We start from the raw sequence: 22,851 nt of genomic DNA on the forward strand, positions 1-22,851 counted from the left end.
CCATAATCATAAACGTGCTGTATAATAATAACGTTTCTCTTGTCAGCAGATCCGTTATTGTGAAGTCAGGGGGGGAAACTCCTCCCCCTATTTTTTGTTAGGAGGCCTGTTATGATTTCGGTAACCAGATTGAACGGAACACCCATGTTTTTGAATGCTTTATTGGTAGAAATGGTTGAAGAAAGCCCGGATACGTACATTACGCTCGTAACCGGAAAAAGACTGATCGTGCTGGAGAAAGCCGATGAAGTCATAACTAAGATCCGTGATTATAACAGGGACATTGGCACATATGCTGCCACCATTAAAGTCCAGTCAATGGAGGAGCTTTCATGAAAAAGATGCTGCCGTGGCTCATTACGATTTTATTAGCAATTACACTTATCGTAGTAGCTGCATTTTTACTAATGGATAAGATCTTTCCGAACGATACGAATGATGTGAATACGGCAGTCCAGAATGTGGAGACCAAAAGGCTCAGTGCGGATCAAATCGTCGAGCTGACGGCCGAAATCACTGACATCAAAACTAATCTTGCCGATCCCGATTATATCCTTTCAGTAGATATCGCTTTCCAGTTGGATACAGCGAAGTCCAAGGAAGAATTCGAAAAGATAAAAGCTATTAAGATTACGCCGCTTATTATCAAGGCGATTGCCGATGCCAAGCCTGAGGAACTGAACGGGGCGAGCGGCAAAGATCAATTCAGCAGCAAGCTCGTGAATATTATTAATAAGAATTTGACCGAAGGCACTATAACCCAGATCGAATTCACTAAATTCATTTTGGCTTCCATTTAGCTGCTGGAGGGTTAATTCTTTGATAGGGGGGTGATTGAATTGGTTGATGTACTATCACAAAACGAAATTGACGCTCTGCTTGCCGCGCTTTCATCCGGTGAAATGGATGCCGACGAACTAAAAAAAGAGGAAACCCAGAAGAAAATACGCTCTTATGATTTCAAACGGGCCGTGCGTTTCTCAAAGGACCATATCCGGAGCCTTACACGGATTCATGATAACTTTGCCCGCTATCTTACGACGTACTTTTCGGCCCAATTGCGCACCTTCGTGCAGATCAATGTCGTTCAAGTAGAGCAGCTCCCTTATGATGAGTTTATCCGCTCCATTCCAAAAATGACGATCTTGAATATTTTCGAAGCTGAACCGCTTGAAGGCCGCATGGTCATGGAAGTGCATCCGAATATCGCCTTTGCCATGCTGGACAGACTGCTGGGCGGCTTTGGGACGGCGCCTTCCAAGATTAATGCACTGACTGAAATTGAAACCACAATAATGGAAAGAATTTTCAGCAGATGCTTTGAAAGCCTGCAGGAGGCCTGGAAGACGGTGCTGGATATCAATCCCCGCATGGAGGCTTTGGAGACAAATCCTCAGTTCATGCAAATCGTATCGCCCAACGAGACCATTGCACTAATTTCCTTAAGCACCAAAATCGGCGATACGACAGGAATGATCAATCTGTGCATACCTCACGTTGTTCTGGAGCCGATTATGTCCAGGCTGTCCGTGCACCAATGGTTTGTCTCCGAAAAGAAGGTGCGGGATGAGGTTGAGCTTGAGGCAATCCGGGCCAGAGTTCACCGGGCGCAGCTGCCGATTGTAGCAGAACTGGGCGAATCGAGTCTATCCATTGCTGAATTTCTCGGGCTTAACGTCGGCGACGTTATTTCTCTCAACAAGACCGTGGATTCCGGACTGTCGATCAAGGTGGGGGACAAGCTGAAATTCATCGGAAGTCCCGGGATGATCAAAGAGCGTGTTGCTGTGCAAATAGACGAGATAGTCAGCGAAGGAGTTGAAGATTTTGACGAGTAAAGACTACTTATCCCAAGAAGAAATTGATGCCCTTCTCAGACAGTCTGCGGAAGGCGGGCTTGCTCCTGCGGCCAAGACGGTGGACGATTACCTGACCCCCTTTGAGCAGGACGCACTGGGAGAAATCGGGAATATAACCTTCGGAAGCGCAGCTACTGCGCTGTCCACCTTGCTGGGCAAGAAGGTGGATATAACTACCCCTAAGGTATCTATCATCACACGCGGAGAGTTCGAAGAAGCTTTTCCGAAACCTCATGTTGCGGTACATGTACAATATGTGGATGGATTTCAGGGCATCAACTCACTGGTTATCAAAATCAGGGATGCACAGGTGATCGCTGATCTGATGCTCGGCGGTGAAGGTGAGCCGAAGGATGAAGAGCTGAATGAGATACATATCAGCGCCGTCCAGGAAGCCATGAACCAAATGATGGGGTCCTCGGCCACGTCCATGTCCACTATTTTCAACCGCTTCGTGAATATTTCGCCCCCGGGCATCGATATTCTGAATATGTCGAGCGGGGAGGGGGTAGGCAGTCTCCCGGATGATGAAACACTGATTCAAATTTCCTTCCGGCTCAAAATCGGGGATTTGATTGATTCCACGATTATGCAGCTGCTGCCGGTGCAATTCGCCAAAGATATGGTGACCATGCTGCTCGGCGATGTCAGCCAGCCGGATCAGGAAGCGGCCGCAGCGGCGATGGAGGCTCCGTCTAAGCCGGCGGCAGCACAGGAACCGCCTGCAGCGCCTCCTGTGCAGCAGACACCTCCAGCACAGCCTGGAGCTGCGCCGCCGCCATATCCGCCGCAGGGAATGCCACCTTATCCGGGAATGCCGGAAGGCGGGTATTATTATCCTCCCGCTGGAATGCCGGCTTATGGAATGCCGCCCTATGGTATGCCGCCGCAAGGAATGCCGTATCAGCAGGCTCCACCGCAGAATCCTGCCACAGGCCGCAATGTAAATGTGCAGCCGGTGCAATTTGCCAACCTCAGCTCAGGCGCCTTTGGCAATATCGACGAAAATAATTTGAATTTATTGATGGACATACCACTGAGAGTGACCGTAGAATTAGGAAGGACCCAGAAGCAGATCAAAGATATTCTGGAGATGTCGCAAGGCTCAATCATCGAGCTGGACAAGCTGGCCGGTGAGCCCGTAGATATTCTGGTTAACAACAAGCTTATTGCCAAAGGGGAAGTCGTGGTTATCGACGAAAACTTCGGAGTTCGCGTTACGGATATCGTCAGCCAGTGGGACCGAATTCAAAAATTACAATAATGCATACTTAGGGAGGATTTTGTAAAAATGGCTAACCGAATTCTAATCGTGGACGATGCAGCATTTATGAGAATGATGATCCGGGATATTTTGTCTAAAAACGGATTTGAGGTAGTGGGCGAAGCCCAGGACGGTTCCCAGGCTATTGAGAAGTTTAAGGAACTGCGTCCCGATTTGATCACGATGGATATCACCATGCCTGAGATGGATGGAATTGCAGCGCTGAAAGAAATCAAAAAAGTAGATGCCAATGCCAAAGTCATCATGTGTTCTGCCATGGGTCAGCAGGCTATGGTTATTGACGCAATCCAAGCGGGTGCCAAGGACTTTATCGTGAAGCCTTTCCAGGCAGACCGTGTTATTGAAGCCATTAACAAAACGCTGGGCGTATAACAAGAACTTATGCCAGTCAGCGTAGAACCGCTAGGAACAGGTAACACCCTGCTGAATTTGTTTAACGTTATTCTTGTCCTTGCGGTAATTGTCGTGCTCATAGTGCTGCTCATCCGTTTTCTGGGACGCCGCAATCAAACCTTGATGAGCGGGCGTTCCATCCGTACACTTGGCGCTTTGGGCCTCGGGCCGAACAAGTCAATACAGATCATTGAACTCGGAGGCAGCCTCTATCTGATCGGGGTCGGTGAGAATATATCCATGATGGACAAAATCACCGATCCGGCTGAGGTAGCGTTGATTATTTCCGCATTTGAGGATCAATCATCAGGACAGAATAATTTTCTTGCGCCGCTTGTCGCCAAGATTAGAGCCAAATTCCGCGGAGAGGTGCCATCACAGGAAATTGAACTTAACGAAACATCTTCTTTTTATGAGACGCTGCAATCCAAGCTTGCGCTCGCACCAGAGCGTAAGGAGAAGATGGAGGAGCTGCTCCGGGATGATGTGCTTAAGGATGAGTCGAGGGATTTATGAAAAATAAGCTGCTTCTTTCATTTCTGCTGCTCGCCCTGTTCAGCGCCATGCTGATGCATTCTGTACATGCCGATCCTATCCCTAATATTGATATTCAGGTAGGAGGCAGCGACGGTTCGGGCAGCGGTACCAGTTCTATCTCAATTCTGCTTCTTGTAACGGTTCTGAGCGTGGCCCCGGCCTTTCTTGTGCTAATGACCAGCTTCACCCGGATTGTCATCGTCCTGGGCTTTGTCAGAACCTCGCTTGGAACGCAGTCCATGCCTCCGAATCAGGTGCTTGTAGGTCTGGCCTTGTTCCTGACGCTGTTTATTATGTCTCCTACACTGGCAACGGTGAATGAGACGGCGCTGCAGCCGTACATGAAAGGAACGCTTACCCAGACCGAGGCTCTTAACAAGGCCGCAGATCCGATGAAGGAATTTATGTTCAAGCAGACGAGCACTAAGGATTTGCTGCTGTTTATGAACTATACCGGCAACAACGCTTCGGTTAAGCCTGCAACCTACAGCGATATTCCCTTAACGGTGATCGTGCCGGCTTTTGCCATCGGAGAGATGAAGAAGGCCTTCACCATGGGCTTCATGATTTTCATTCCATTTCTGATTATCGATATTGTGGTGGCAAGTACCCTGATGGCTATGGGGATGATGATGCTGCCTCCGGTAATGATTTCATTGCCTTTCAAAATAATGCTCTTTGTACTGGTAGACGGGTGGTACTTAGTCGTTAAATCCTTGTTGTTAAGTTTTAACACCTGAGATGCAAGAGGAGGCATAAGGGATGAATACGGAATTCATTATCGGTCTGGCAGGCCAAGCCGTATATTTAGTGCTCGAAACAAGCGCTCCCATGCTGATTCTTGGTCTGGTGGTAGGACTGATTGTCAGTATATTCCAGGCTACAACGCAGATTCAGGAGCAGACCCTGGCCTTTATTCCGAAGATTGTTGCAGTCCTGCTTGCCTTGCTGTTGTTCGGACCGTGGATTATTACAAAGCTGGTAGATTTCACCTCACAAATTTTGGGCAATCTCAATATGTACATCGGTTGATTGGATGAATATGGAGACCCTGCTGCAAAGTTTTCCCGTCTTTTTGCTGATTTTTTGTCGAATTTCCGCCTTTTTTGTTGTGGTTCCGCTCTTTTCTACGAGAAGCATTCCGGCGACGTTCAAGATCGGGCTTTCCTTTTTTGTGGCAATGGTTGTTTTCAGCTCTGGAGGGACAGGAATTACCGTTCCACAGGATCTGACCTATATTTTGCTGATTGTCCGTGAGGCGTTAATAGGCTTATTGCTTGGCTTTATCGCTTATCTGATGTTTATGGCCATCCAGACTGCCGGTTCCTTCATTGATATCCAAATCGGCTTCGGGATCGCCAACGTCATTGATCCTATGACCGGAACTTCCGCTCCTGTGATCGGGAACTTCAAGTACATGATTGCCGTGTTGCTGTTTCTGAGCATGAATGGACACCATTATTTATTGGATGCTATCGTATACAGCTATAAATGGGTTCCGATTGATAACGATCTGTTGATCAAAATGATAGACGGAAGCCTGTCGGAGTTTCTGGTCCGTTCATTTGCCCAGTCATTCATGCTGGCTTTTCAAATGTCGGCCCCGCTGGTTACCGCACTTTTTCTTACGGATGTCGGCCTGGCCTTTCTGGCAAGAACGGCTCCGCAATATAACGTGTTCGTCATTGGGGTTCCGCTCAAAATCATTGTAGGACTTATACTGCTTCTGCTGCTAATGCCGAGTCTGGCCGTACTGTTCCAGAATCTGTTCGACATTATGTTTGAGTCCATGCACAATCTGCTGGGCCTCATGGGGAAGAGTCCTTAGGTGACTTAAGGAGAGAGAGTTATGCCGAAGACGAAACGCTATAAACTCAATCTTCAGCATTTTGGGGGAGACAAGACAGAGAAGGCAACCCCGAAGAAACGGCAGGAGGCGCGCAAAAAAGGCCAGGTGGCCAAAAGTGCCGAGCTATCGGGTGCGGTTGTGCTGTTATCGGCGCTTTTAACCTTGATGATGTTTGGGGGCTATATAAAGGAACGGGTTATTACACTGTACACGGACGTTTTTCAGAATCGCATGATGATGCAGGTGACACCGGAGAATGTTACCGAGATGTTTAACCACTATGGTGTGCAGATATTGATGCTCCTGGCCCCGCTGTTCATTATTACCTTCGTGATGGCTCTTGCGGTGAATCTGGCTGAGGTCGGTTTTATGATAGTCACTGAAGGCCTGACTCCAAAATTCAGTAAAATCAATCCGGTCAAGGGCTTCAAAAACATTTTCTCCATGCGGTCTTTTGTAGAGTTTTTGAAATCCATCTTCAAGCTGCTGGTTATTAGCTACCTGGTCTACAGTACCCTTTGGGGAGAGAAGGAAAGCTTTGCTTCCCTGGCCCATGTCAGTGCAGAAGGGGCTTTCAAGTTTGCTGCAAAAATGACGATGAATCTGGGCATCAAAATCGGGGCGGCACTCTTGGCAATGGCTGTATTGGATTACATTTATCAAAAGTACGAGCATGAGAAGAGCCTGAAAATGTCCAAGCAGGATATTAAGGATGAATACAAAAAAATGGAAGGCGATCCGGTCATAAAAGGGAAAATCAGGGAACGGCAGCGAAGAATGGCCATGCAGCGCATGATGCAGGAGGTTCCTAACGCGGATGTGATCATCACTAACCCGACTCACTTCGCGGTTGCCCTGAAATATGACGGCTCTCAAATGGAGGCTCCGCAAATTATAGCCAAGGGCCAGGACTTTGTGGCACTCCGTATTCGTGAACTGGCCAAGGAGCATGGTGTTATAACTATGGAGAACAAGCCGCTCGCAAGGGCGTTATTCCAAAGGGCAGAAATCGGCGACGTTGTCCCTGCCGACCTGTTCCAGGCGGTTGCTGAAGTGCTCGCCTATGTATACAAGCTTAAAGGCAAGAGGAGATAAGCCGGGGGAGGTTCGAGGACATTGAAAGCAAGAGATCTAACAGTTCTACTGGGTGTTATCGGTATTGTGCTTATGATGATTCTGCCCATCCCGGCTTGGCTTCTGGATGTACTGCTGATTATCAATATTTCAATAGCCTTAACAATTATATTAGTTGCAATGAACACAAAGGACCCGCTGCAGTTCTCGATTTTTCCCTCACTGCTGCTGATCACAACCCTGTTTCGCCTCGCATTGAATATTTCCACCACCAAATTGATTCTGGCGGAAGGTCATGCGGGCGAGGTTGTAGCCACATTCGGCAGCTGGATTGCCCGGGGGCAGATCGCTATCGGGTTCATTGTCTTCCTGATCCTGGTAGTTGTACAGTTTATCGTTATTACCAAAGGCTCGGAACGCGTAGCCGAGGTAGGCGCACGGTTTACCCTGGATGCGATGCCCGGCAAACAGATGAGTATCGATGCCGACCTGAATGCCGGTATGATCAATGAACAGCAGGCCGGGGAACGCCGGCGCAAGATCGAACGCGAAGCCGACTTTTTCGGTTCCATGGACGGTGCGAGCAAATTTGTCAAGGGGGACGCTATTGCCAGCATTATCATCCTCTTGATTAACCTGATCGGCGGTTTTATTATCGGCATGACGATCAAAGGCATGTCTTTTCAAGATGCCCTCTCCACGTATTCTGTACTGACTATCGGCGATGGATTGGTCAGCCAGATTCCGGCATTGCTTATCTCGACGGCTGCAGGCTTGATTGTTACCCGTGCAGCGTCGGATGGCAACCTGGCAGAGGATCTGACAGGACAATTGTTATCCTATCCCAAGCTGCTGTATATCGTTGCCATAACCATTTCTTTTCTCGGATTTTTCACCCCGATTACCGTAATGTCCACTTTGCCGCTGGCGGGATTAATGGGCTATGCAGCCTATAGCATGGGTCAAAAGGCCAGTCAAAAGCAAATTGCCGAGGAACAGCTTGTCGAAGAACAGCAGATTGAGGAAGTGCGCAGTCCGGAAAGTGTAATCAACCTGCTGACTGTCGATCCTATTGAATTCGAGTTTGGATACGGACTCATCCCTCTTGCGGATACAGGCCAGGGCGGCGATCTGCTTGACCGGATTATCATGATCAGGCGGCAATGTGCCCTGGAAATGGGGTTGGTTGTGCCTGTCATCCGTATTCGCGACAATATTCAACTAAAACCGAATGAATATGTCATAAAAATTAAAGGAAATAACGTTGGCGGCGGTGAATTATTACTTAATCACTATCTTGCCATGAGTCCCGGGTATGATGATGAGTCGATTAATGGAATTGAGACTGTAGAACCATCCTTTGGCCTGCCGGCGTTATGGATTGACGAATCGGTAAAGGAACGGGCGGAATTATCGGGTTATACCGTAGTTGATCCCCCTTCCGTAGTAGCCACTCATTTGACGGAGCTTATCAAACGTTATGGGCATGAACTGCTTGGACGTCAGGAAACCAAACAACTGGTCGACAATCTCCGCGAGAATTATCCTGTATTGGTGGACGAGCTTATTCCTTCAGTATTGGCTATCGGGGATGTCCAGAAGGTGCTTGGCAAGCTGCTGCGTGAAAAAATCTCGATCCGCGATTTGGTGACTATTTTTGAAACGCTGGCTGATTACGGTACCTATACCAAGGACCCTGATATTCTGACCGAGTATGTCCGCCAGTCGCTGTCCAGGCAGATCACGCAGCAATTCTCACAGACCGGAGAGACCTTGCGGGTAATTACAGTTGGACCCAATCTGGAAAAGAAAATCAGCGAAAGTGTGCAGCAGACAGAGCAGGGCAGCTATCTGGCTCTTGATCCTGTATCCACGCAGACGGTATACCAGCGGCTTACCGAGCAGATTAACCGCCTGCTTCAATCAGGGCAGCAGCCGATTGTATTGACATCCCCTACGATCCGGATGTATTTGCGGCAGGTCATTGAACGGACAATGCAGGATATTCCAGTGTTGTCCTACAGTGAGCTGGAGCCTAATATTGAAATTCAAAGCGTCGGGGTGGTGAACTTATGAGAGTGAAGCGTTATGTAGTCGACTCGATGCCTGACGCCATGTATTCTATCCGCAACGAGCTGGGAAGCGATGCCGTAATTTTGAGCACCAAGGAGATACGTGTCGGCGGTTTCATGGGCATGTTCAAGAAGAAAAAAATAGAGGTGGTCGCCGCAGTTGAAAATGCTCAAAAGCCCGGTGCACCGGACAAGGCACCGCCGGCTCCGCAGAACATTCCGCGCAGCGCGGTTCCACAAGCTTACCGGAAGGCGGCTTCAGCGCCCGCGGCTTCAGGCACGGACGCTATAGCTCCATCAGACCGGGGAAGCTCCGCAGGTGATGCAGCGGCTAAGCAGGCTTTTGCCGAAATTGCCGCTGCTCTGTCCGAGGCTGCCGAGAATAAGACAGCTGTTGCGGTTATGCCGGTCGTTGACCAAGAGGACGGGGCAGCAGGCTTTACCGGAGAGCATGATGCTGCGCAGTATTTGAAATCCGCTGGCATGGCGGAGATCGATGAGGCACGGAGAAGGGAGGCTGCTCCTGCAGAAGGGCCGGCTCCTGAAAGCGATGTGCTCCGGGAAATCCGCGATATGAAGCATTGGATGGAGCGGATAGCCCGTTACTCGGCAGAGGCAGCAGAACTGCCGGAGCCGCTCGAAGAACTCAAAAGCAGGCTAACCGAGCAGGAGACGGACGCTGTGCTGGTGGACGAATGGATCAGCAATGTTTTCGAACAATGGAGAGATGAGGGGCGGACTTGGGCTCCCGGCCGGTTCGCTGACATGCTGAAGGCTCAAGTGGACAGCTTCTTGTCGGGCCGGATCGCAAATGGCATTGCGCCGGATACAAGAATTGTTTATATTGCAGGCCCTACCGGGGTAGGCAAAACGACGACCATAGCCAAGCTGGCTGCGGAGCAGCTGTTCAAGCAGGGACGCAAGGTAGGGCTGATTACCTCGGATACCTACCGCATCTCGGCGGTCGAGCAGCTCCGCACCTATGCGGCTATACTGAACATGCCTCTGGAGGTGGTCCAGTCGCCGGGAGATTTGCAGAGAGCCCTGTTCCGCCTGGAGAGCTGTGATCTGGTCCTGATGGATACGGCAGGCCGCAATTACCGCAATGAGCTGCTGGTTGCCGAACTCCAGAGCCTGCTGGCCAAGGAGCTTAAGAGCGAAACCTTCCTGGTGCTCAGCCTGACCTCCAAAAGCCGGGACATGAAGCTGATCGCCGACCATTTTGGCCGCTATCAGCTGGATAAAGTGATTTTTACGAAATTGGACGAGACGGGGAGCTACGGCCCGCTCTTTAATGTTCTGAATGATTATCCGCTGAAGCTTTCATATATCACCAACGGCCAGAATGTTCCTGATGATTTGCTGACGGCCACCAAAGAACAGTTGTGCGGGATGATTTTGGGAACAGGAGGCGCATGATGGATCAAGCGCAATCCTTAAGGCGGCTTGTATCGAGCCAAGATCCCATACGCGCAGCCGGCACCGGAGCATCAGCCAGGATTATCACCGTTTGCAGCGGGAAGGGCGGTGTCGGCAAATCTAATTTCACTTTGAACTTTGCGCTTGCGCTCAAATCAATGGGCAAAAGAGTACTGTTGTTCGATGCCGATATCGGAATGGCAAATATAGACGTGCTTATGGGTGTGTCGGCAAAATATAATCTCTATCATTTGCTAAAGCGGGAAGCGCTGATCGGGGACATCATTCAGAAAGGCCCAAACGGACTTCCTTTTATTGCCGGCGGTTCCGGTATGGATGAGCTCTTTTCGCTATCCGAGGCGGACTTGAGCTACTTTACAGACGAGATTGCCGGGATTGCCGACACGATGGATTTTATCCTGTTCGATACGGGGGCGGGTCTTTCCAAAGAAACAATGAAATTCATTGCTTCGGCGGATGATTGCCTGGTGGTGACAACGCCTGAACCTACCGCGATTACCGATGCGTATGCCCTGATGAAGGTAGTGAACAACTCGTACCCGGAGGTTTCATTCAAGCTCATTGTCAATCAGGCAGGGGATGAGAAAGAGGCAACTGGCACCAGCGATAAAATTCGTATGGCGGCCAGCCGTTTTTTGCAGCTGGAGGTTTCTTTTCTGGGATTTATCAGCAGCGACACTCATGTAGTACAGGCAGTAAAAAGGCAAATTCCATTCTCGGTGGCTTTTCCGAACAGTGCGGCAGCCAAAGATGTGCACCGGCTTGCGCTAAGCTATTTGGCCGCTGATTCGGCGGACACCACTAAAGTTCAAGGCATCAAGGGGTTTATCAGCAAGTGGTTGAAGCGAAAGCATTAATTGTTCTGAACTTGAGGAACAGAGGTGGAAAAGGGTATGAAGCCATATCGGGTTTTAGTTGTTGATGATTCTGCGTTCATGCGTAAAATCATTTCCGATTTAATAGAAAAAGACGCTAACTTCCAGGTAGCGGCGACGGCTGCAAACGGCCGTGAAGCCATTGAGAAAGTGAATGAGCTTGCTCCGGATCTGGTGACCATGGATGTTGAAATGCCGGAAATGAATGGCCTGGAGGCGCTGAAAATAATAATGGCACAGCGTCCGCTGCCGGTAATTATGCTCTCGGGCATCAACGAAGAGGGGATGAAGGAAACCATTCTGGCTTTGGAATGGGGGGCCTTTGACTTCATACGCAAGCCTTCCATTTCGAACTCCCAGGATATCCGGTCTGTGGGAGACGCGCTGAGGGAGCAAATGAAGGAGGCTATGCTGGCCCGCCGGCAGCGTGAAGCCAGAGCATCTGCAGATCAGGCGCCTGAGCTTCTGCCTGCACAGGAAGTATTGCCTCCGAAGCCTGTCCGCGGGCCTGCCAAGCGGACGCTGGAGCCGCCCAAGAAAGCACCGGAGCTTCCGCGCAAGCTGACTGCCGACAAGCCCCAGTCCAAGCTGGAAACAGGGCGTACCCAGGTGAAAGAGACGGGCAGAAAGACGGAGCAGGCCCCTGCAGCCAAAGCTCTGTTGCCGGGAACGGCCAAACCGCCGTCTGCCACGCAGAAACCGGCTTCCGAAATATTCAGGGATCATCCCGGGGAAGAAGCCAAAGCTGCATTACCGGGTATACGTTCGCCACAAGCCCCGGCTGCTTCATTTAATAGCCCGCCAGCCGCACTTGCAGAGCGAAAGAATGCAGCCGCCGGCTTGCGTAAATTGGTAGCAGTAGGCTGCTCTACAGGCGGTCCCCGTGCCCTGAAGGCGTTTCTTGAGGATATCCCCGCCGATTTCCCGGCTCCCATTGTTATTGTGCAGCATATGCCGCCCAATTTCACGAAATCTCTGGCCCAGCGGCTGAACACCTTCAGCCCGCTTGAAGTGGCGGAAGCGGAGCAGGGAATGATTCTGCGTCAGGGATCAGCCTATATCGCCCCGGGCGGCTATCATCTGCGGGTTGTGCCGGCTGCCGGCGGTCAGTATGCTGTTGAGCTGACATTGGAGGAAGCGCGCAATGGGCACCGCCCTTCCGTCGATACATTGTTCGAATCCATTTTGCCATTGACTTCACTGGAACGGCACGCAGTGCTTATGACAGGGATGGGCAGCGATGGTGCCAGAATGATGAAATCACTCTATGATTCGGGCGTGACATCGACCTTTGCTGAAAGTGAAGAGACCTGTGTGGTTTACGGGATGCCGCGATCTGCGGTGGAATTGAAGTGTGTCAGACATGTCCTGCCGTTGCATGAAATTGCTCCAAGGCTGGTGCAAGCCGTAAAATAATGGAAAAGCGAACTTGAAGGGGGTGCCCGCTCATGGACATGAACCAATATCTATCCATGTTTATTGATGAGTCAAATGATCATCTGCAATCATTGAACGAAAGTATGATGGGGCTGGAAGCAAATCCTGAAGATCTGAGTATTGTGCAGGTCATTTTCCGCTCCGCACATACCTTGAAGGGTATGGCGGCTACAATGGGATTTGAGGATTTGGCTTCACTTACGCACCAAATGGAGAATGTTCTGGACTTGGTGCGCAACAACAAGCTGCGGATGCAGGATTTCATTTTTGACACGCTGTTCAAAAGTCTGGACGCTCTGGAATCCATGGTTGAGGATATAACCGGCGGCGGGGAAGGCAAGGCCGATGTCTCGGCTATTGTCTCTTCGCTGCAGGCCATTGTCCGCGGCGAAATTCCTGCTGCAGCCGGGGCTGCCGGCGAAGTAGCAGCCGCCGCCCAAACTGCCGCAGATGTTCCAGTATTCCTAGACGAATTCCAATATTCTGTCCTGGAACAGTCATTGCAGGAAGGACATAAAGTTCTCTATGTGGATGTGGCCATCCGCAAGGATTGCCAGCTTAAGGCTGTGCGTGCTTATATGGTCTTTGATCTCCTGGAACGTTCCGGAGAGGTTATCAAATCCTTCCCTTCGGTCCAGGACATAGAGCAGGAGAAATTTGATCATAGCTTTTCGCTCTATTACATAACCCAGAAGGAAGCCAGTGAAATTCAGGCGATGATTCTGAATCTGTCAGAGATTGACAAGGTTACCGCGGTTGCGCTTGATCAGGAGTCGCTGCGTCAAATGGGACAGGACACCGTTGCCGCTACTGCAGAAGCACCGGCGCCCGCCAAGGAAGCTGCCCCTCCTGCCGGCGGCAACGCTTCTCCTGCGGCGGCGGCGCATGCCAAAGAAGAAGCCAAAGCAGCTCCGGCCAGAACCGGCGGAGCGCCTTCCCGCACAATCCGTGTCGATATTGAACGTCTGGATGTGCTGATGAATCTTTTCAGCGAGCTGCTGATTGACCGGGTCCGTCTGGAGCAGCTTGCCTCAGAAGTGCAGAACGGGGACCTGACAGAAACGGTCGAGCACATGGGCCGGGTCAGCGGAGACCTGCAGAACATTGTCATGAAGCTGCGGATGGTTCCGGTGGATACCGTATTTAACCGGTTTCCGCGTATGGTCCGTGATCTTGCGAAATCCTTGGACAAGAAAATCGATCTGGTGGTTACCGGTGCCGAGACAGAGCTTGACCGCACGGTTATCGATGAGATTGGTGATCCGCTTGTCCATTTGCTGCGCAATGCTGTAGACCATGGTGTCGAAGGTATTCAGGAGCGCCTGGCAGCCGGCAAGTCCGATACCGGTACAGTCAACCTCCGGGCATTCCACAGCGGCAATCACGTCTTTATCGAAATCGAAGATGACGGTGCCGGAATCAATCCGCAAAAAATTCTGCAGTCGGCGATAAAAAAAGGGATTCTCACCCAGGAACAAGCCTCCAATTACTCTGACGATGAGGCAATACAGCTCTTGTTCGCTCCGGGATTCAGTACCGCTGAGGTTATCTCCGATGTATCGGGGCGCGGTGTTGGACTGGATGTCGTCAAATCAAAAATCACCTCGCTGGGCGGGAATGTGGTCGTCTATTCCACTCAGGGCAAAGGCACCAATTTCTCGGTACAGCTTCCGCTGACCTTGTCCATTATCGCGGCAATGCTTGTACGGCTGGGCTCCGAGAAATATGCGATTCCGCTCTCGTCCATTGTTGAGACGGGAATTGTGAAACAATCCCAGATCCGGACCATCCATGGCAACAAAATGCTGGAATTCCGCAACAGTCATATTCCCCTGGTTTCACTCAGCAGGATTTTTTCAATACCGGATTATGATGAAAGCACAGAAGAAGAAACGGAAATCGTAGTCGTGCGCAAGGGAGAACGTCTTGTAGCCATGGCAGTTCAGGATTTTATCGGACAGAGCGAAATTGTGATTAAGAATCTCGGCAAGTACTTGCCGGAGGTTCAAGGCATTTCCGGCGCTACCATTCTTGGTGACGGGCAGGTCGCACTCATTATTGATCCGAATGCTTTTATTAAATAATTAGGATAGAACAGGGAGGTTCATTCCATGGCTGAAGACATCAAGGTGATTGTGTTTAAACTGGGAACTGAAGAATATGGCATTGAAGTGGAAAAAGTGCAGACGATCGAGCGCATGATGCCGATCACCCGCGTGCCCAAGACGTATTCCTTTATCAAAGGGGTGATCAACTTGCGCGGCGTGGTTATTCCGGTCATTGATCTGCGCGGCCGTTTTGGGATTGCAGAGGCAGAACACACCGATCAGACCCGTGTCATCATCGTATCCGTAAATGAAATGGAAGTAGGCTTTATTGTTGATTCCGCCAATGATGTCATTGACCTGAACCGGGATTCCATCGATACGCCTCCGGATGTTGTGGGCGGCATCAAGGCGAAATACTTGGACGGGGTGGCCAAAATCGGAGAAGACCGTCTGCTGATTATGCTTAACCTTACCGAGGTTCTGAACAAAAATGAAATTGTGCAATTGGAAAGTCTTGAGGGCTAGCCTGTGGAGCTGTTCAAGAACTTCAAGGATTTCAAAATGGATGTGCTCAAGGAAGTCGGGAACATCGGAGCCGGCAACGCAGCCACCGCGTTATCACAGCTTCTGAACAAACCGATTGACATGGCAGTCCCCAAGGTACAACTGCTTAGCTTTGAAGAAATCACCGACAAGGTTGGCGGTGCGGAGGAACTGGTGTATGCCGTGTTCCTCCGGGTGGAGGGTGAGGCACCGGGCAACCTGTTTTTCATTCTTACCCCGGAGGCGGCGATGAATCTGCTCAGCCGCGTTGCAGGCATCGAGCTCTCCGGCAATGATGAGCTGGGCGAAATGGAGCTGTCCGCATTAAGCGAAATCGGCAATATTTTGGCCGGATCATATTTGTCTTCCCTCGCGGACTTCACTTCGCTTTCGATGTACCCGACCGTACCGGCATTGGCCATGGATATGGCCGGTGCCATCCTCGGCTACGGTCTGCTGCAGTTTGGACAAATGGGGGATGATGCATTGCTGATTGACACGACTTTTCTTGAAGGGCAAAATGAAATCGAAGGGCAATTTTTCCTTATTCCCGATCCTGAATCTTTCCCGAAAATTTTCAAATCATTAGGAGTACCGTTCGAAAATGATTGAAGAGCAAAGCATTATCAAAGTAGGCATGGCGGATCTTAATGTAGGCAGCCAGGATAGTCTGGTTCGTACAACGGGCCTTGGCTCCTGTGTTGGGCTTACACTGTTTGATCCCGGGAAAAGACTGGCGGGGATGGCCCATGTCATGCTGCCCTCGTCCGATATTGCCCGGGAGGGACAGATGAATATCGCCAAATTTGCGGATACCGCAGTGCCGGAGCTTTTATCCCGCTTGCTGGCGCTTGGGGCCGTCCGGAGCCGTATCGTGGCCAAAATGGCCGGAGGGTCCCAGATGTTTGCTTTTGCCGGAGGGAGTGACACCATGAGGATCGGGCCTCGTAATGTGGAATCCTGCAAGCTTGCTCTTGAGGTCTTGAACATCCCGCTGATTGCGGAGGACACAGGCGGCAATTATGGCCGTACGATAGAAATTGCCTGCAGCACCGGAGTTTTGTATATCCGCAGTGTTCAAAAAGGCACGAAGGAAATATAACGATGAGTGGTAAAATTTTATTGAACTTGTTGGTCGGATTGATAGGCTTTGTATTTACTTTTCTTACGAATTACGGTCATAATTTACTAGTAACCAGTCTGCTTCGAGGAATAATCGGATTTATTGTCTGGTTTCTGCTTGCTCTTCTCTTAAGATGGGTATTGGATTTTATTCTCAAGCAATCAGGGTCTACGGACATCATTGAGACAAATTCTGCTGACAGCGCTGAGGCGCTTGGCGCTCAGCTTGACATAGTCACCCCTGACGAAGATGAAGAATTAATAAATCTTCTGAAGCAGAAGCCGAAAGAAGGCAGTGGGGATGAAGGCGGATTTACTCCGCTGCAGCCTCCCAAGCTGGTCTCTATGAAAGATCCTGAAGAATTGGCCAAGGCCGTTCGTCACCTGAAAGAAGAATAAGCGGGTCCTGTGGCGAAGCGGCAGTTCTGACCGCATTATGCCCGCTGACTAAACTTTGGGAAGGGTGAAAGCCGTTGAACGAGCATAAAGCTTCTCAATCAGAAACCGACGGTCTCTGGGAAGAGTGGAAAGAGCGCGGAAATCCTGAAGCCAAAAAAAAACTGATTGAGAGTTACCTCCATATTGTTGATTATGTGTCCAGCCGTTTGGCAGTAGGATTACCCAAAAATGTATCCAAAGATGATCTGGCCAGCAATGGTATAATGGGTTTGATCGATGCCATTGAGAAATTTGATTATAAGCGCGGGCTGCAATTTCAGACCTATGCCTCCTGGCGGGTACGCGGAGCAATTCTTGATTCTTTGCGGCAAAGTGATTGGGTTCCCAGATCGGTACGTGAAAAAGCAAAAAAAATCGAGGATGCCTACCAGCAGCTGGAACAGAAGTACTTAAGATCTGTCAGTGATGAGGAAATGAGCCAATATCTGAACATTACCGAACCGGAATTTCAAAATATGCTGCAGGACGTAGCCGTCATGTCGCTCTGCTCGCTCGAAGACCCTATCCGGGAAGAAGAATCAGAGACGCGCATGTCCATATTGGTGGACGACAAGGCCAAGAATCCGGAACTTAAAGTGAATGAATTTTATTTGCGAGACACCCTGACTAAAGGCATCGAGAAACTAACAGTGAAAGAACGGACAGTAGTGTCCCTTTTATATTATGAAGATTTATCTCTGAGCGAGATCGCCGAGGTGATGTCACTGTCGCCTTCACGGATTTCGCAGCTTCATTCGAAAGCTATTTTGCGGCTGAGAGGAACACTTGAGAAAAACCGGGATCTTCTCATGCAAAACGATTAACCGGGCGACGGTGACAAGGGGGAGCGGAAAATGATCGGTAATTATGCTTTGAGCCAGTATCTGAATATCACTTTTTCGGAGGATAAGGGGATTGCTTACCTGCAGTTTTCTAAAAAGGATGAGAATTTCTCCTGTACCATTGAAGATCTGGAAAGCTTCCTGCACAGTCACAATATTCGCTACGGAATTCAGCGGGACATTCTTCAACGCATCAGCAGCAATCCTGAGGAATATTTTTTCAACAGAGTGCCTATTGCCATAGGACAGCCCTCTGTGAATGGAACGGACGGGAGAGTTATGTTCACTGTCGATCTGGAGGAGGACCGCAAGCCGCAGGAGATGGCGGATGGTAAAGTGGACTACAAGGACCTGGTCCGTCTCCACAATGTGCGGAAAGGTCAGCTGATTGCCAAAATCATTCCGCCTGAGCCGGGGAAACCCGGCATCATGGTTACCGGGGAAGAGCTTCCGTTCAAACCGGGTAAAGAAGCGCACTTCAAGGTCGGTAAAAATGTGCTTGTCGATCAGGAAGAAACCGCAATGTATGCGGCAATCGATGGACTGGTCACCTTGACTGACAAAGGCAAAATCAATGTCTTTCCCGTCTTCGAGGTGAACGGGGATGTTGATTACAGCACGGGCAATATTGATTTCGTAGGTACAGTGGTAATCCGCGGCAATGTGCTGACAGGCTTTTCGGTCAAATCGGCAGGGGATATCCGTGTAGTTGGCGGTGTGGAAGGGGCCGAGCTGATATCCGGAGGCTCCATTGAAATCACCGGCGGGATTATCGGCTACAACAAAGGACTTGTAAGCGCCGGTAAAAATGTGAAAGTCTCCTTCATCCAGGATGGGAATGTAGTGGCCGGAGAGGATATTATCGTATCCCAGAGCGTGATGCATTCCAATATCCGGGCAGGCCATGATGTGCTGTGCAACGGCGCCAAAGGCTTAATTGTCGGCGGAATTGTTCAAGCCGGCGAGAGGGTAGTGGCGCGGACCATCGGCAATACGATGTCGACGGCGACGGCTATTGAGGTGGGGGTCGTCCCTGAGCTTCGCAACGAAATCAACGAGCTGCGGGTAGAGCTTCGCCATCTGCTTGAGAATGAGGACAAGACCAACAAAGCGTTGTACTTGCTGAATCAGCTTGCGAACAATGGTCAGCTCTCTCCCGATAAGATGGCGCTTCGCGTGAAGCTGAATGCTACCAAGCAATCCCATATGCGTGAAGAAAAGAAAATCAAGGAACGTGTACTGGAGATTGAAAAGCTGCTGGAGGATACAGGAAGAGCGAGAGTAGAGGTTATTAAAACCATCTATGGAGGCTCCAAAATTGTTATTGGGAGATATACCCGGTTCGTCAAAGATCCAACGGAACGCGTTGTGTTTATTTATAGTGAAGGCGATATTACGCTGTCGCCTTACATGTAGAATGGCGGGCAGCTGCGGCGGCCGGCCATTCCTTAAGTGATCGGACAGTAACCTTTAGCGTCTTAAGCCTCCTGAGCTTGCAAGAAAATCTACCGTTAAACAGGGATTTGGCAGCATCTACGTCCTATTCCAACAGGAGTTTGCTCTAGATAAGACATGCTGCGCGCAAAAAAAGCATCCTTCTATTTCTCGCAGAAACGAAAGAATGCCGTATTTAAAGGCCGAAGCCGTTTCTCATGGTACTGGTTTGGAAAAGCGTGGCTCTTCAGCCGCTTCAGTGAGGAGAGGATTAGTGTGAGTCTGAAACCGGTGGAACTCCAAATTGCGCTGCCACGGACAACGGAGGCGGGCAAGATTCAGAATGGGCTGCAGCACCGCCCCGCTCTGGACCAGCAGCAGCTGGCCGGTCAGAGTGTGAAGCAAAGCGAGCACCTGGCACAGCGGAGCAGTGAGGTGGATGAATCTGCCGAATCACTGCGTGAAGACGGCAGCAGGGGAGATCATGGCGGAGGGCATTCCGCCTCTTATAAACAGAAAAAAACGGAGACTGTCCATGAAGCCGAGCATCCTTACAAGGGTCACCGCATTGACCTTAGTCTTTAGACTGTGTTTTGATTTTGAATTGAACTGCAAAAGGAGATAAGGCACTTGCAACCATGGGTATATATCGTCCTGGTAGGCGCTGTCGCTATCGTTTATGCCCTGAGACTGCCGTCGCGCGCAAAAGACGATACAGCGGACAAACAGAGCCTGAAGGAAACAGAAGCCGCACTTGAGCTGTATATGGCGGACATTGAGCGAGACAATGAAAAAATGCTGCAGCTGGTCAGCAGCATTAAGCAGCAGTCCCAGAATAATAGGGCTGCGCTGCAGGAAGAGATTGCCGGACTGCGGACGCAGGTGGCCGAATTGCAAAAAAGCTCTCTTCTGCTTGACGCCCGGCTGACGGCGGAAGAGAAAAGCCTGCTGCAGCTGTCCGCTGCTTACGGGAAGGAGGCAGCCGCCGGAAAGGCTGCGGCGGGTGAAGCGGCTTCCGGGGAGCAGACTGCGGTAGCCGAGCCCAAACCAAAGCCGGCCAGTTCGATCAAGCAGCGGTATCCCCGATTGTTTGAGCTGCATGAGCAAGGGAAATCTATCGACTCTATTGCCAAGACGGCAGGACTCCAGCGCGGGGAAGTGCAGCTGATCCTTCAGCTTGCCAAGCAGGAGGAGTCGGTATGATTAAGAACCGTTCCTTTATGCTCGGTCTTGGCGCAGGCTTGATTCTCGGCGCTTTGCTGCTTCAGCTGATGATCTCAGGAGGCGCATCCCCGCTCACTAAGGAACAGCTGATCAAGGAAGCGGCCAGGCTTAATCTGACAGTAGCCGAGACAGCGGAGGGCGGTACGGAGCCGGAGGAAGTCAATTCCGGCCAGAGCAGCCAAGAAGATCCGCAGGCTTCTGAGACGGAGCTCCCGGCCGCATCTTCACAGCCGCCTGCATCTCCTGAAGCGTCTGGCGTCCCTTCACCTGCCGCTGCTGCGGAGCCGTCTGCAGCAGCTGGGCCGGAGCAGCCGTCTGCCCCCGGCGCTTCAGCAGCGGTGCTTCCACCGTTGACGGCTCCGCCGGTAAGTGCTCCGTCTACGCCAGAAGCTGCTGCTGGAACGCTCTCGGTACGGATTCCTACAGGTGCCACGCTCTCAGAAACCGCTGATCTATTGGCAGAAGCCGGAGTGATCCGGGACAAAGCTGAGTTTCTGAAGATCGCCAACAGCCGCAAAGCCAATACGAGAATTCAATATGGCGGCTACAGCTTTACTGGGGACGAGAGCCTCGATTCTATCATTGACAAGCTGATTACGGTGAGATGAAGCTATGCTCTTCGCAGGACAACATAAATATCTCATGGATCGTTGCATACATTATTTTATTATGCTATAGTAATAAACGGTGTTAAAACACACGCCGGTTGATTTCGACAAGGGGTGCTTTCTTCTGAAGAAAGTCTTGTAGAAAAATGACGCGCGGCGGAGGAGACACACAATAAACCAAAACTAGGAGGTGTGTGAAGATGGCAGTAATCTCCATGAAGCAGCTTCTCGAAGCTGGGGTTCACTTCGGTCATCAGACTCGTCGTTGGAATCCAAAGATGGATCGTTATATCTTCACTGAAAGAAACGGAATTTACATTATTGACCTGCAAAAGACGGTCAAGAAGGTAGAGGAAGCTTATAACTTTGTAAAGAGCGTCGCTGGCGACAACGGCACAATCCTATTCGTAGGAACAAAGAAACAAGCACAGGATTCCGTAAAAGAAGAAGCTGAGCGTTCAGGCATGTTCTTCATTAACCAACGCTGGCTGGGCGGTACCCTGACTAACTTCCAAACGATTCAGAAACGGATTGACCGTCTGAAGAAATTGGAACTTTGGGAAGAAGACGGTACCTTCGCAGTTCTGCCTAAGAAAGAAGTTATCCTTCTCCGCAAAGAGAAAGATCGCCTTGAAAAATTCCTGGGCGGCATCAAGAACATGAAGGGCCTGCCTAGCGCGCTGTTCATCATTGACCCGCGTAAAGAGCGCATCGCTGTTGCGGAAGCTCGCAAACTGGGCATTCCTATCGTGGCTATCGTTGATACCAACTGTGATCCGGATGAAATCGACTACGTGATTCCGGGCAACGACGACGCTATCCGCGCCGTGAAATTGCTTACGGGCAAAATGGCTGATGCTGTTGTGGAAGCCCACCAGGGCGAAGATACAACTACAACTACGGCTTAAGCAGTATCCGGAACTTAACAAGAACTTAAATGAAAAGGGTGGTTGGCAGGTGGATAACCTCTCACTGCCCTTTTTTTAGGATAAAAGACTGTAACGTGCGACCTAACGACAATTATCTGGAGGGAATTAACAATGGCAGTAGATGCAAAAGCAGTAAAAGAACTTCGCGAAAGAACAGGCGCAGGGATGCTGGATTGCAAAAAAGCGCTGGAAGAAGCTAATAACGACATCACCAAAGCGGCAGAATTGCTTCGTGAAAAAGGTCTTTCCGCAGCTGCTAACAAAGCTGGACGTATTGCAACAGAAGGTGTTGTTGAATCTTATATCCACGCCGGCGGACGCATTGGCGTACTCGTGGAAATCAACTGCGAAACCGACTTCGTAGGCAAAACGGATTCCTTCAAAGAATTCGCGCGCGATATCGCAATGCAAATCGCCGCAGCAAATCCGCTGTATGTTCGCCGCGAGGAAGTTCCAACCGAAGCTGTGGAAAAAGAAAAAGAAATTCTCAAGGCTCAAGCGCTGAACGAAGGCAAGCCTGAGAAAATCGTTGAAAAAATGGTAGAAGGACGCATCAGCAAATTCTACGAAGAACACTGTCTGCTTGAGCAATCCTTTGTTAAAGACCCGGACAAGACAATCTCCCAATTGCTGAACGAAAAGATCAGCACGATCGGCGAAAACATCTCCATCCGCCGTTTTGTGCGTTACGAGCTGGGCGAAGGCCTGGAAAAGAAAGTCGACAACTTTGTAGAAGAAGTTATGGCACAAGTGAATCAATAATAGCATGCTGTGTTCGGCTTACAGAATTGAATAAAGGCAAGCATCAGAAGAGCGGAACACGTACACGTAGTGTTCCGTCT

At 50.2% G+C, this 22,851-nt stretch carries 26 protein-coding genes; all 26 read left to right on the forward strand.

Features of this window, described 5'->3' with window-relative positions; translation table 11 throughout:
• The first annotated feature begins 111 nt into the window (after nt 1–111).
• The 26 genes from HYD27_RS18015 (at nt 112) to tsf (ending at nt 22,771) form a co-directional block, all read left to right on the forward strand.
• The gene (locus tag HYD27_RS18015; protein WP_219217447.1) at nt 112–336 is read left to right on the forward strand and encodes a flagellar FlbD family protein; all 225 of its coding nucleotides are present in this window, start codon (nt 112–114) and stop codon (nt 334–336) included.
• Nucleotides 333–800 (forward strand): flagellar basal body-associated FliL family protein, encoded by a 468-nt coding sequence (locus HYD27_RS18020; RefSeq protein WP_219217449.1) that lies wholly within the window; start codon nt 333–335, stop codon nt 798–800. The genes HYD27_RS18015 and HYD27_RS18020 overlap by 4 nt, the downstream gene beginning before the upstream one ends.
• A gap of 39 nt (nt 801–839) precedes the next feature.
• Nucleotides 840–1,838 carry a flagellar motor switch protein FliM gene (gene fliM, locus HYD27_RS18025; protein ID WP_219217452.1) on the forward strand — a complete coding sequence of 333 codons (999 nt, stop codon included), beginning with the start codon at nt 840–842 and terminating at the stop codon, nt 1,836–1,838.
• Complete coding sequence (gene fliY, locus HYD27_RS18030; protein ID WP_219217453.1) at nt 1,828–3,123, forward strand: flagellar motor switch phosphatase FliY; 1,296 nt, start codon at nt 1,828–1,830, stop codon at nt 3,121–3,123. Before fliM ends, fliY begins: the two co-directional genes overlap by 11 nt.
• 27 nt (nt 3,124–3,150) lie before the next feature.
• Nucleotides 3,151–3,516 (forward strand): response regulator, encoded by a 366-nt coding sequence (locus HYD27_RS18035; protein ID WP_019910416.1) that lies wholly within the window; start codon nt 3,151–3,153, stop codon nt 3,514–3,516.
• A gap of 9 nt (nt 3,517–3,525) precedes the next feature.
• On the forward strand, nt 3,526–4,053 hold the full coding sequence (locus HYD27_RS18040) for a flagellar biosynthetic protein FliO (RefSeq protein WP_219217455.1): 528 nt from the start codon (nt 3,526–3,528) through the stop codon (nt 4,051–4,053).
• Nucleotides 4,050–4,814: a flagellar type III secretion system pore protein FliP gene (fliP, locus tag HYD27_RS18045; RefSeq protein ID WP_219217457.1), complete on the forward strand. Its 765-nt coding sequence runs from the start codon at nt 4,050–4,052 to the stop codon at nt 4,812–4,814. The genes HYD27_RS18040 and fliP overlap by 4 nt, the downstream gene beginning before the upstream one ends.
• 22 nt (nt 4,815–4,836) lie before the next feature.
• Nucleotides 4,837–5,106, forward strand: a complete 270-nt coding sequence (gene fliQ / locus HYD27_RS18050; protein WP_219217459.1) for a flagellar biosynthesis protein FliQ — start codon at nt 4,837–4,839, stop codon at nt 5,104–5,106.
• 10 nt (nt 5,107–5,116) lie between these two features.
• Nucleotides 5,117–5,902 carry a flagellar biosynthetic protein FliR gene (fliR, locus tag HYD27_RS18055; RefSeq protein WP_219217577.1) on the forward strand — a complete coding sequence of 262 codons (786 nt, stop codon included), beginning with the start codon at nt 5,117–5,119 and terminating at the stop codon, nt 5,900–5,902.
• A 21-nt stretch (nt 5,903–5,923) separates the two neighbouring features.
• Nucleotides 5,924–7,018, forward strand: a complete 1,095-nt coding sequence (gene flhB, locus HYD27_RS18060) for a flagellar biosynthesis protein FlhB (protein WP_219217462.1) — start codon at nt 5,924–5,926, stop codon at nt 7,016–7,018.
• Nucleotides 7,019–7,039: 21 nt separating this feature from the next.
• A complete protein-coding gene (gene flhA / locus HYD27_RS18065; protein WP_219217464.1) occupies nt 7,040–9,073 on the forward strand; it encodes a flagellar biosynthesis protein FlhA in 2,034 nt (677 codons plus the stop codon).
• The gene (gene flhF / locus HYD27_RS18070; protein WP_219217466.1) at nt 9,070–10,488 is read left to right on the forward strand and encodes a flagellar biosynthesis GTPase FlhF; all 1,419 of its coding nucleotides are present in this window, start codon (nt 9,070–9,072) and stop codon (nt 10,486–10,488) included. The genes flhA and flhF overlap by 4 nt, the downstream gene beginning before the upstream one ends.
• Nucleotides 10,485–11,366, forward strand: coding sequence for a MinD/ParA family protein (locus HYD27_RS18075; protein ID WP_219217468.1), 882 nt, complete (start codon nt 10,485–10,487; stop codon nt 11,364–11,366). The genes flhF and HYD27_RS18075 overlap by 4 nt, the downstream gene beginning before the upstream one ends.
• Before the next feature lie 36 nt (nt 11,367–11,402).
• Complete coding sequence (locus tag HYD27_RS18080; protein ID WP_219217470.1) at nt 11,403–12,800, forward strand: protein-glutamate methylesterase/protein-glutamine glutaminase; 1,398 nt, start codon at nt 11,403–11,405, stop codon at nt 12,798–12,800.
• Nucleotides 12,801–12,832: 32 nt separating this feature from the next.
• Nucleotides 12,833–14,905, forward strand: coding sequence for a chemotaxis protein CheA (locus tag HYD27_RS18085; protein ID WP_219217472.1), 2,073 nt, complete (start codon nt 12,833–12,835; stop codon nt 14,903–14,905).
• Nucleotides 14,906–14,932: 27 nt separating this feature from the next.
• Nucleotides 14,933–15,394: a chemotaxis protein CheW gene (locus HYD27_RS18090; protein WP_219217473.1), complete on the forward strand. Its 462-nt coding sequence runs from the start codon at nt 14,933–14,935 to the stop codon at nt 15,392–15,394.
• A gap of 36 nt (nt 15,395–15,430) precedes the next feature.
• Complete coding sequence (locus tag HYD27_RS18095; RefSeq protein WP_220101669.1) at nt 15,431–16,024, forward strand: chemotaxis protein CheC; 594 nt, start codon at nt 15,431–15,433, stop codon at nt 16,022–16,024.
• The gene (locus HYD27_RS18100; RefSeq protein ID WP_219217475.1) at nt 16,017–16,514 is read left to right on the forward strand and encodes a chemotaxis protein CheD; all 498 of its coding nucleotides are present in this window, start codon (nt 16,017–16,019) and stop codon (nt 16,512–16,514) included. The genes HYD27_RS18095 and HYD27_RS18100 overlap by 8 nt, the downstream gene beginning before the upstream one ends.
• Before the next feature lie 2 nt (nt 16,515–16,516).
• Nucleotides 16,517–16,933, forward strand: coding sequence for a hypothetical protein (locus HYD27_RS18105; protein WP_219217476.1), 417 nt, complete (start codon nt 16,517–16,519; stop codon nt 16,931–16,933).
• A 74-nt stretch (nt 16,934–17,007) separates the two neighbouring features.
• Complete coding sequence (locus HYD27_RS18110) at nt 17,008–17,796, forward strand: FliA/WhiG family RNA polymerase sigma factor (RefSeq protein WP_219217477.1); 789 nt, start codon at nt 17,008–17,010, stop codon at nt 17,794–17,796.
• A gap of 30 nt (nt 17,797–17,826) precedes the next feature.
• Entirely contained in the window at nt 17,827–19,230 is a 1,404-nt protein-coding gene (locus tag HYD27_RS18115) for a flagellar assembly protein A (RefSeq protein WP_219217479.1), read from the forward strand.
• Between the two features lie 294 nt (nt 19,231–19,524).
• The gene (locus HYD27_RS18120; RefSeq protein WP_219217481.1) at nt 19,525–19,833 is read left to right on the forward strand and encodes a hypothetical protein; all 309 of its coding nucleotides are present in this window, start codon (nt 19,525–19,527) and stop codon (nt 19,831–19,833) included.
• A 45-nt stretch (nt 19,834–19,878) separates the two neighbouring features.
• Complete coding sequence (locus tag HYD27_RS18125) at nt 19,879–20,451, forward strand: hypothetical protein (RefSeq protein ID WP_219217484.1); 573 nt, start codon at nt 19,879–19,881, stop codon at nt 20,449–20,451.
• Nucleotides 20,448–21,080 carry a hypothetical protein gene (locus tag HYD27_RS18130; RefSeq protein WP_219217486.1) on the forward strand — a complete coding sequence of 211 codons (633 nt, stop codon included), beginning with the start codon at nt 20,448–20,450 and terminating at the stop codon, nt 21,078–21,080. Before HYD27_RS18125 ends, HYD27_RS18130 begins: the two co-directional genes overlap by 4 nt.
• A 200-nt stretch (nt 21,081–21,280) precedes the next feature.
• Nucleotides 21,281–21,988 carry a 30S ribosomal protein S2 gene (gene rpsB / locus HYD27_RS18135; protein ID WP_219217488.1) on the forward strand — a complete coding sequence of 236 codons (708 nt, stop codon included), beginning with the start codon at nt 21,281–21,283 and terminating at the stop codon, nt 21,986–21,988.
• A 132-nt stretch (nt 21,989–22,120) separates the two neighbouring features.
• A complete protein-coding gene (tsf, locus tag HYD27_RS18140) occupies nt 22,121–22,771 on the forward strand; it encodes a translation elongation factor Ts (RefSeq protein WP_219217490.1) in 651 nt (216 codons plus the stop codon).
• Nucleotides 22,772–22,851: the final 80 nt, after the last annotated feature.

The organism is Paenibacillus sp. S150, from assembly GCF_019352175.1.
In the GTDB taxonomy this organism is placed as follows: Bacteria; Bacillota; Bacilli; order Paenibacillales; family Paenibacillaceae; genus Paenibacillus_AQ.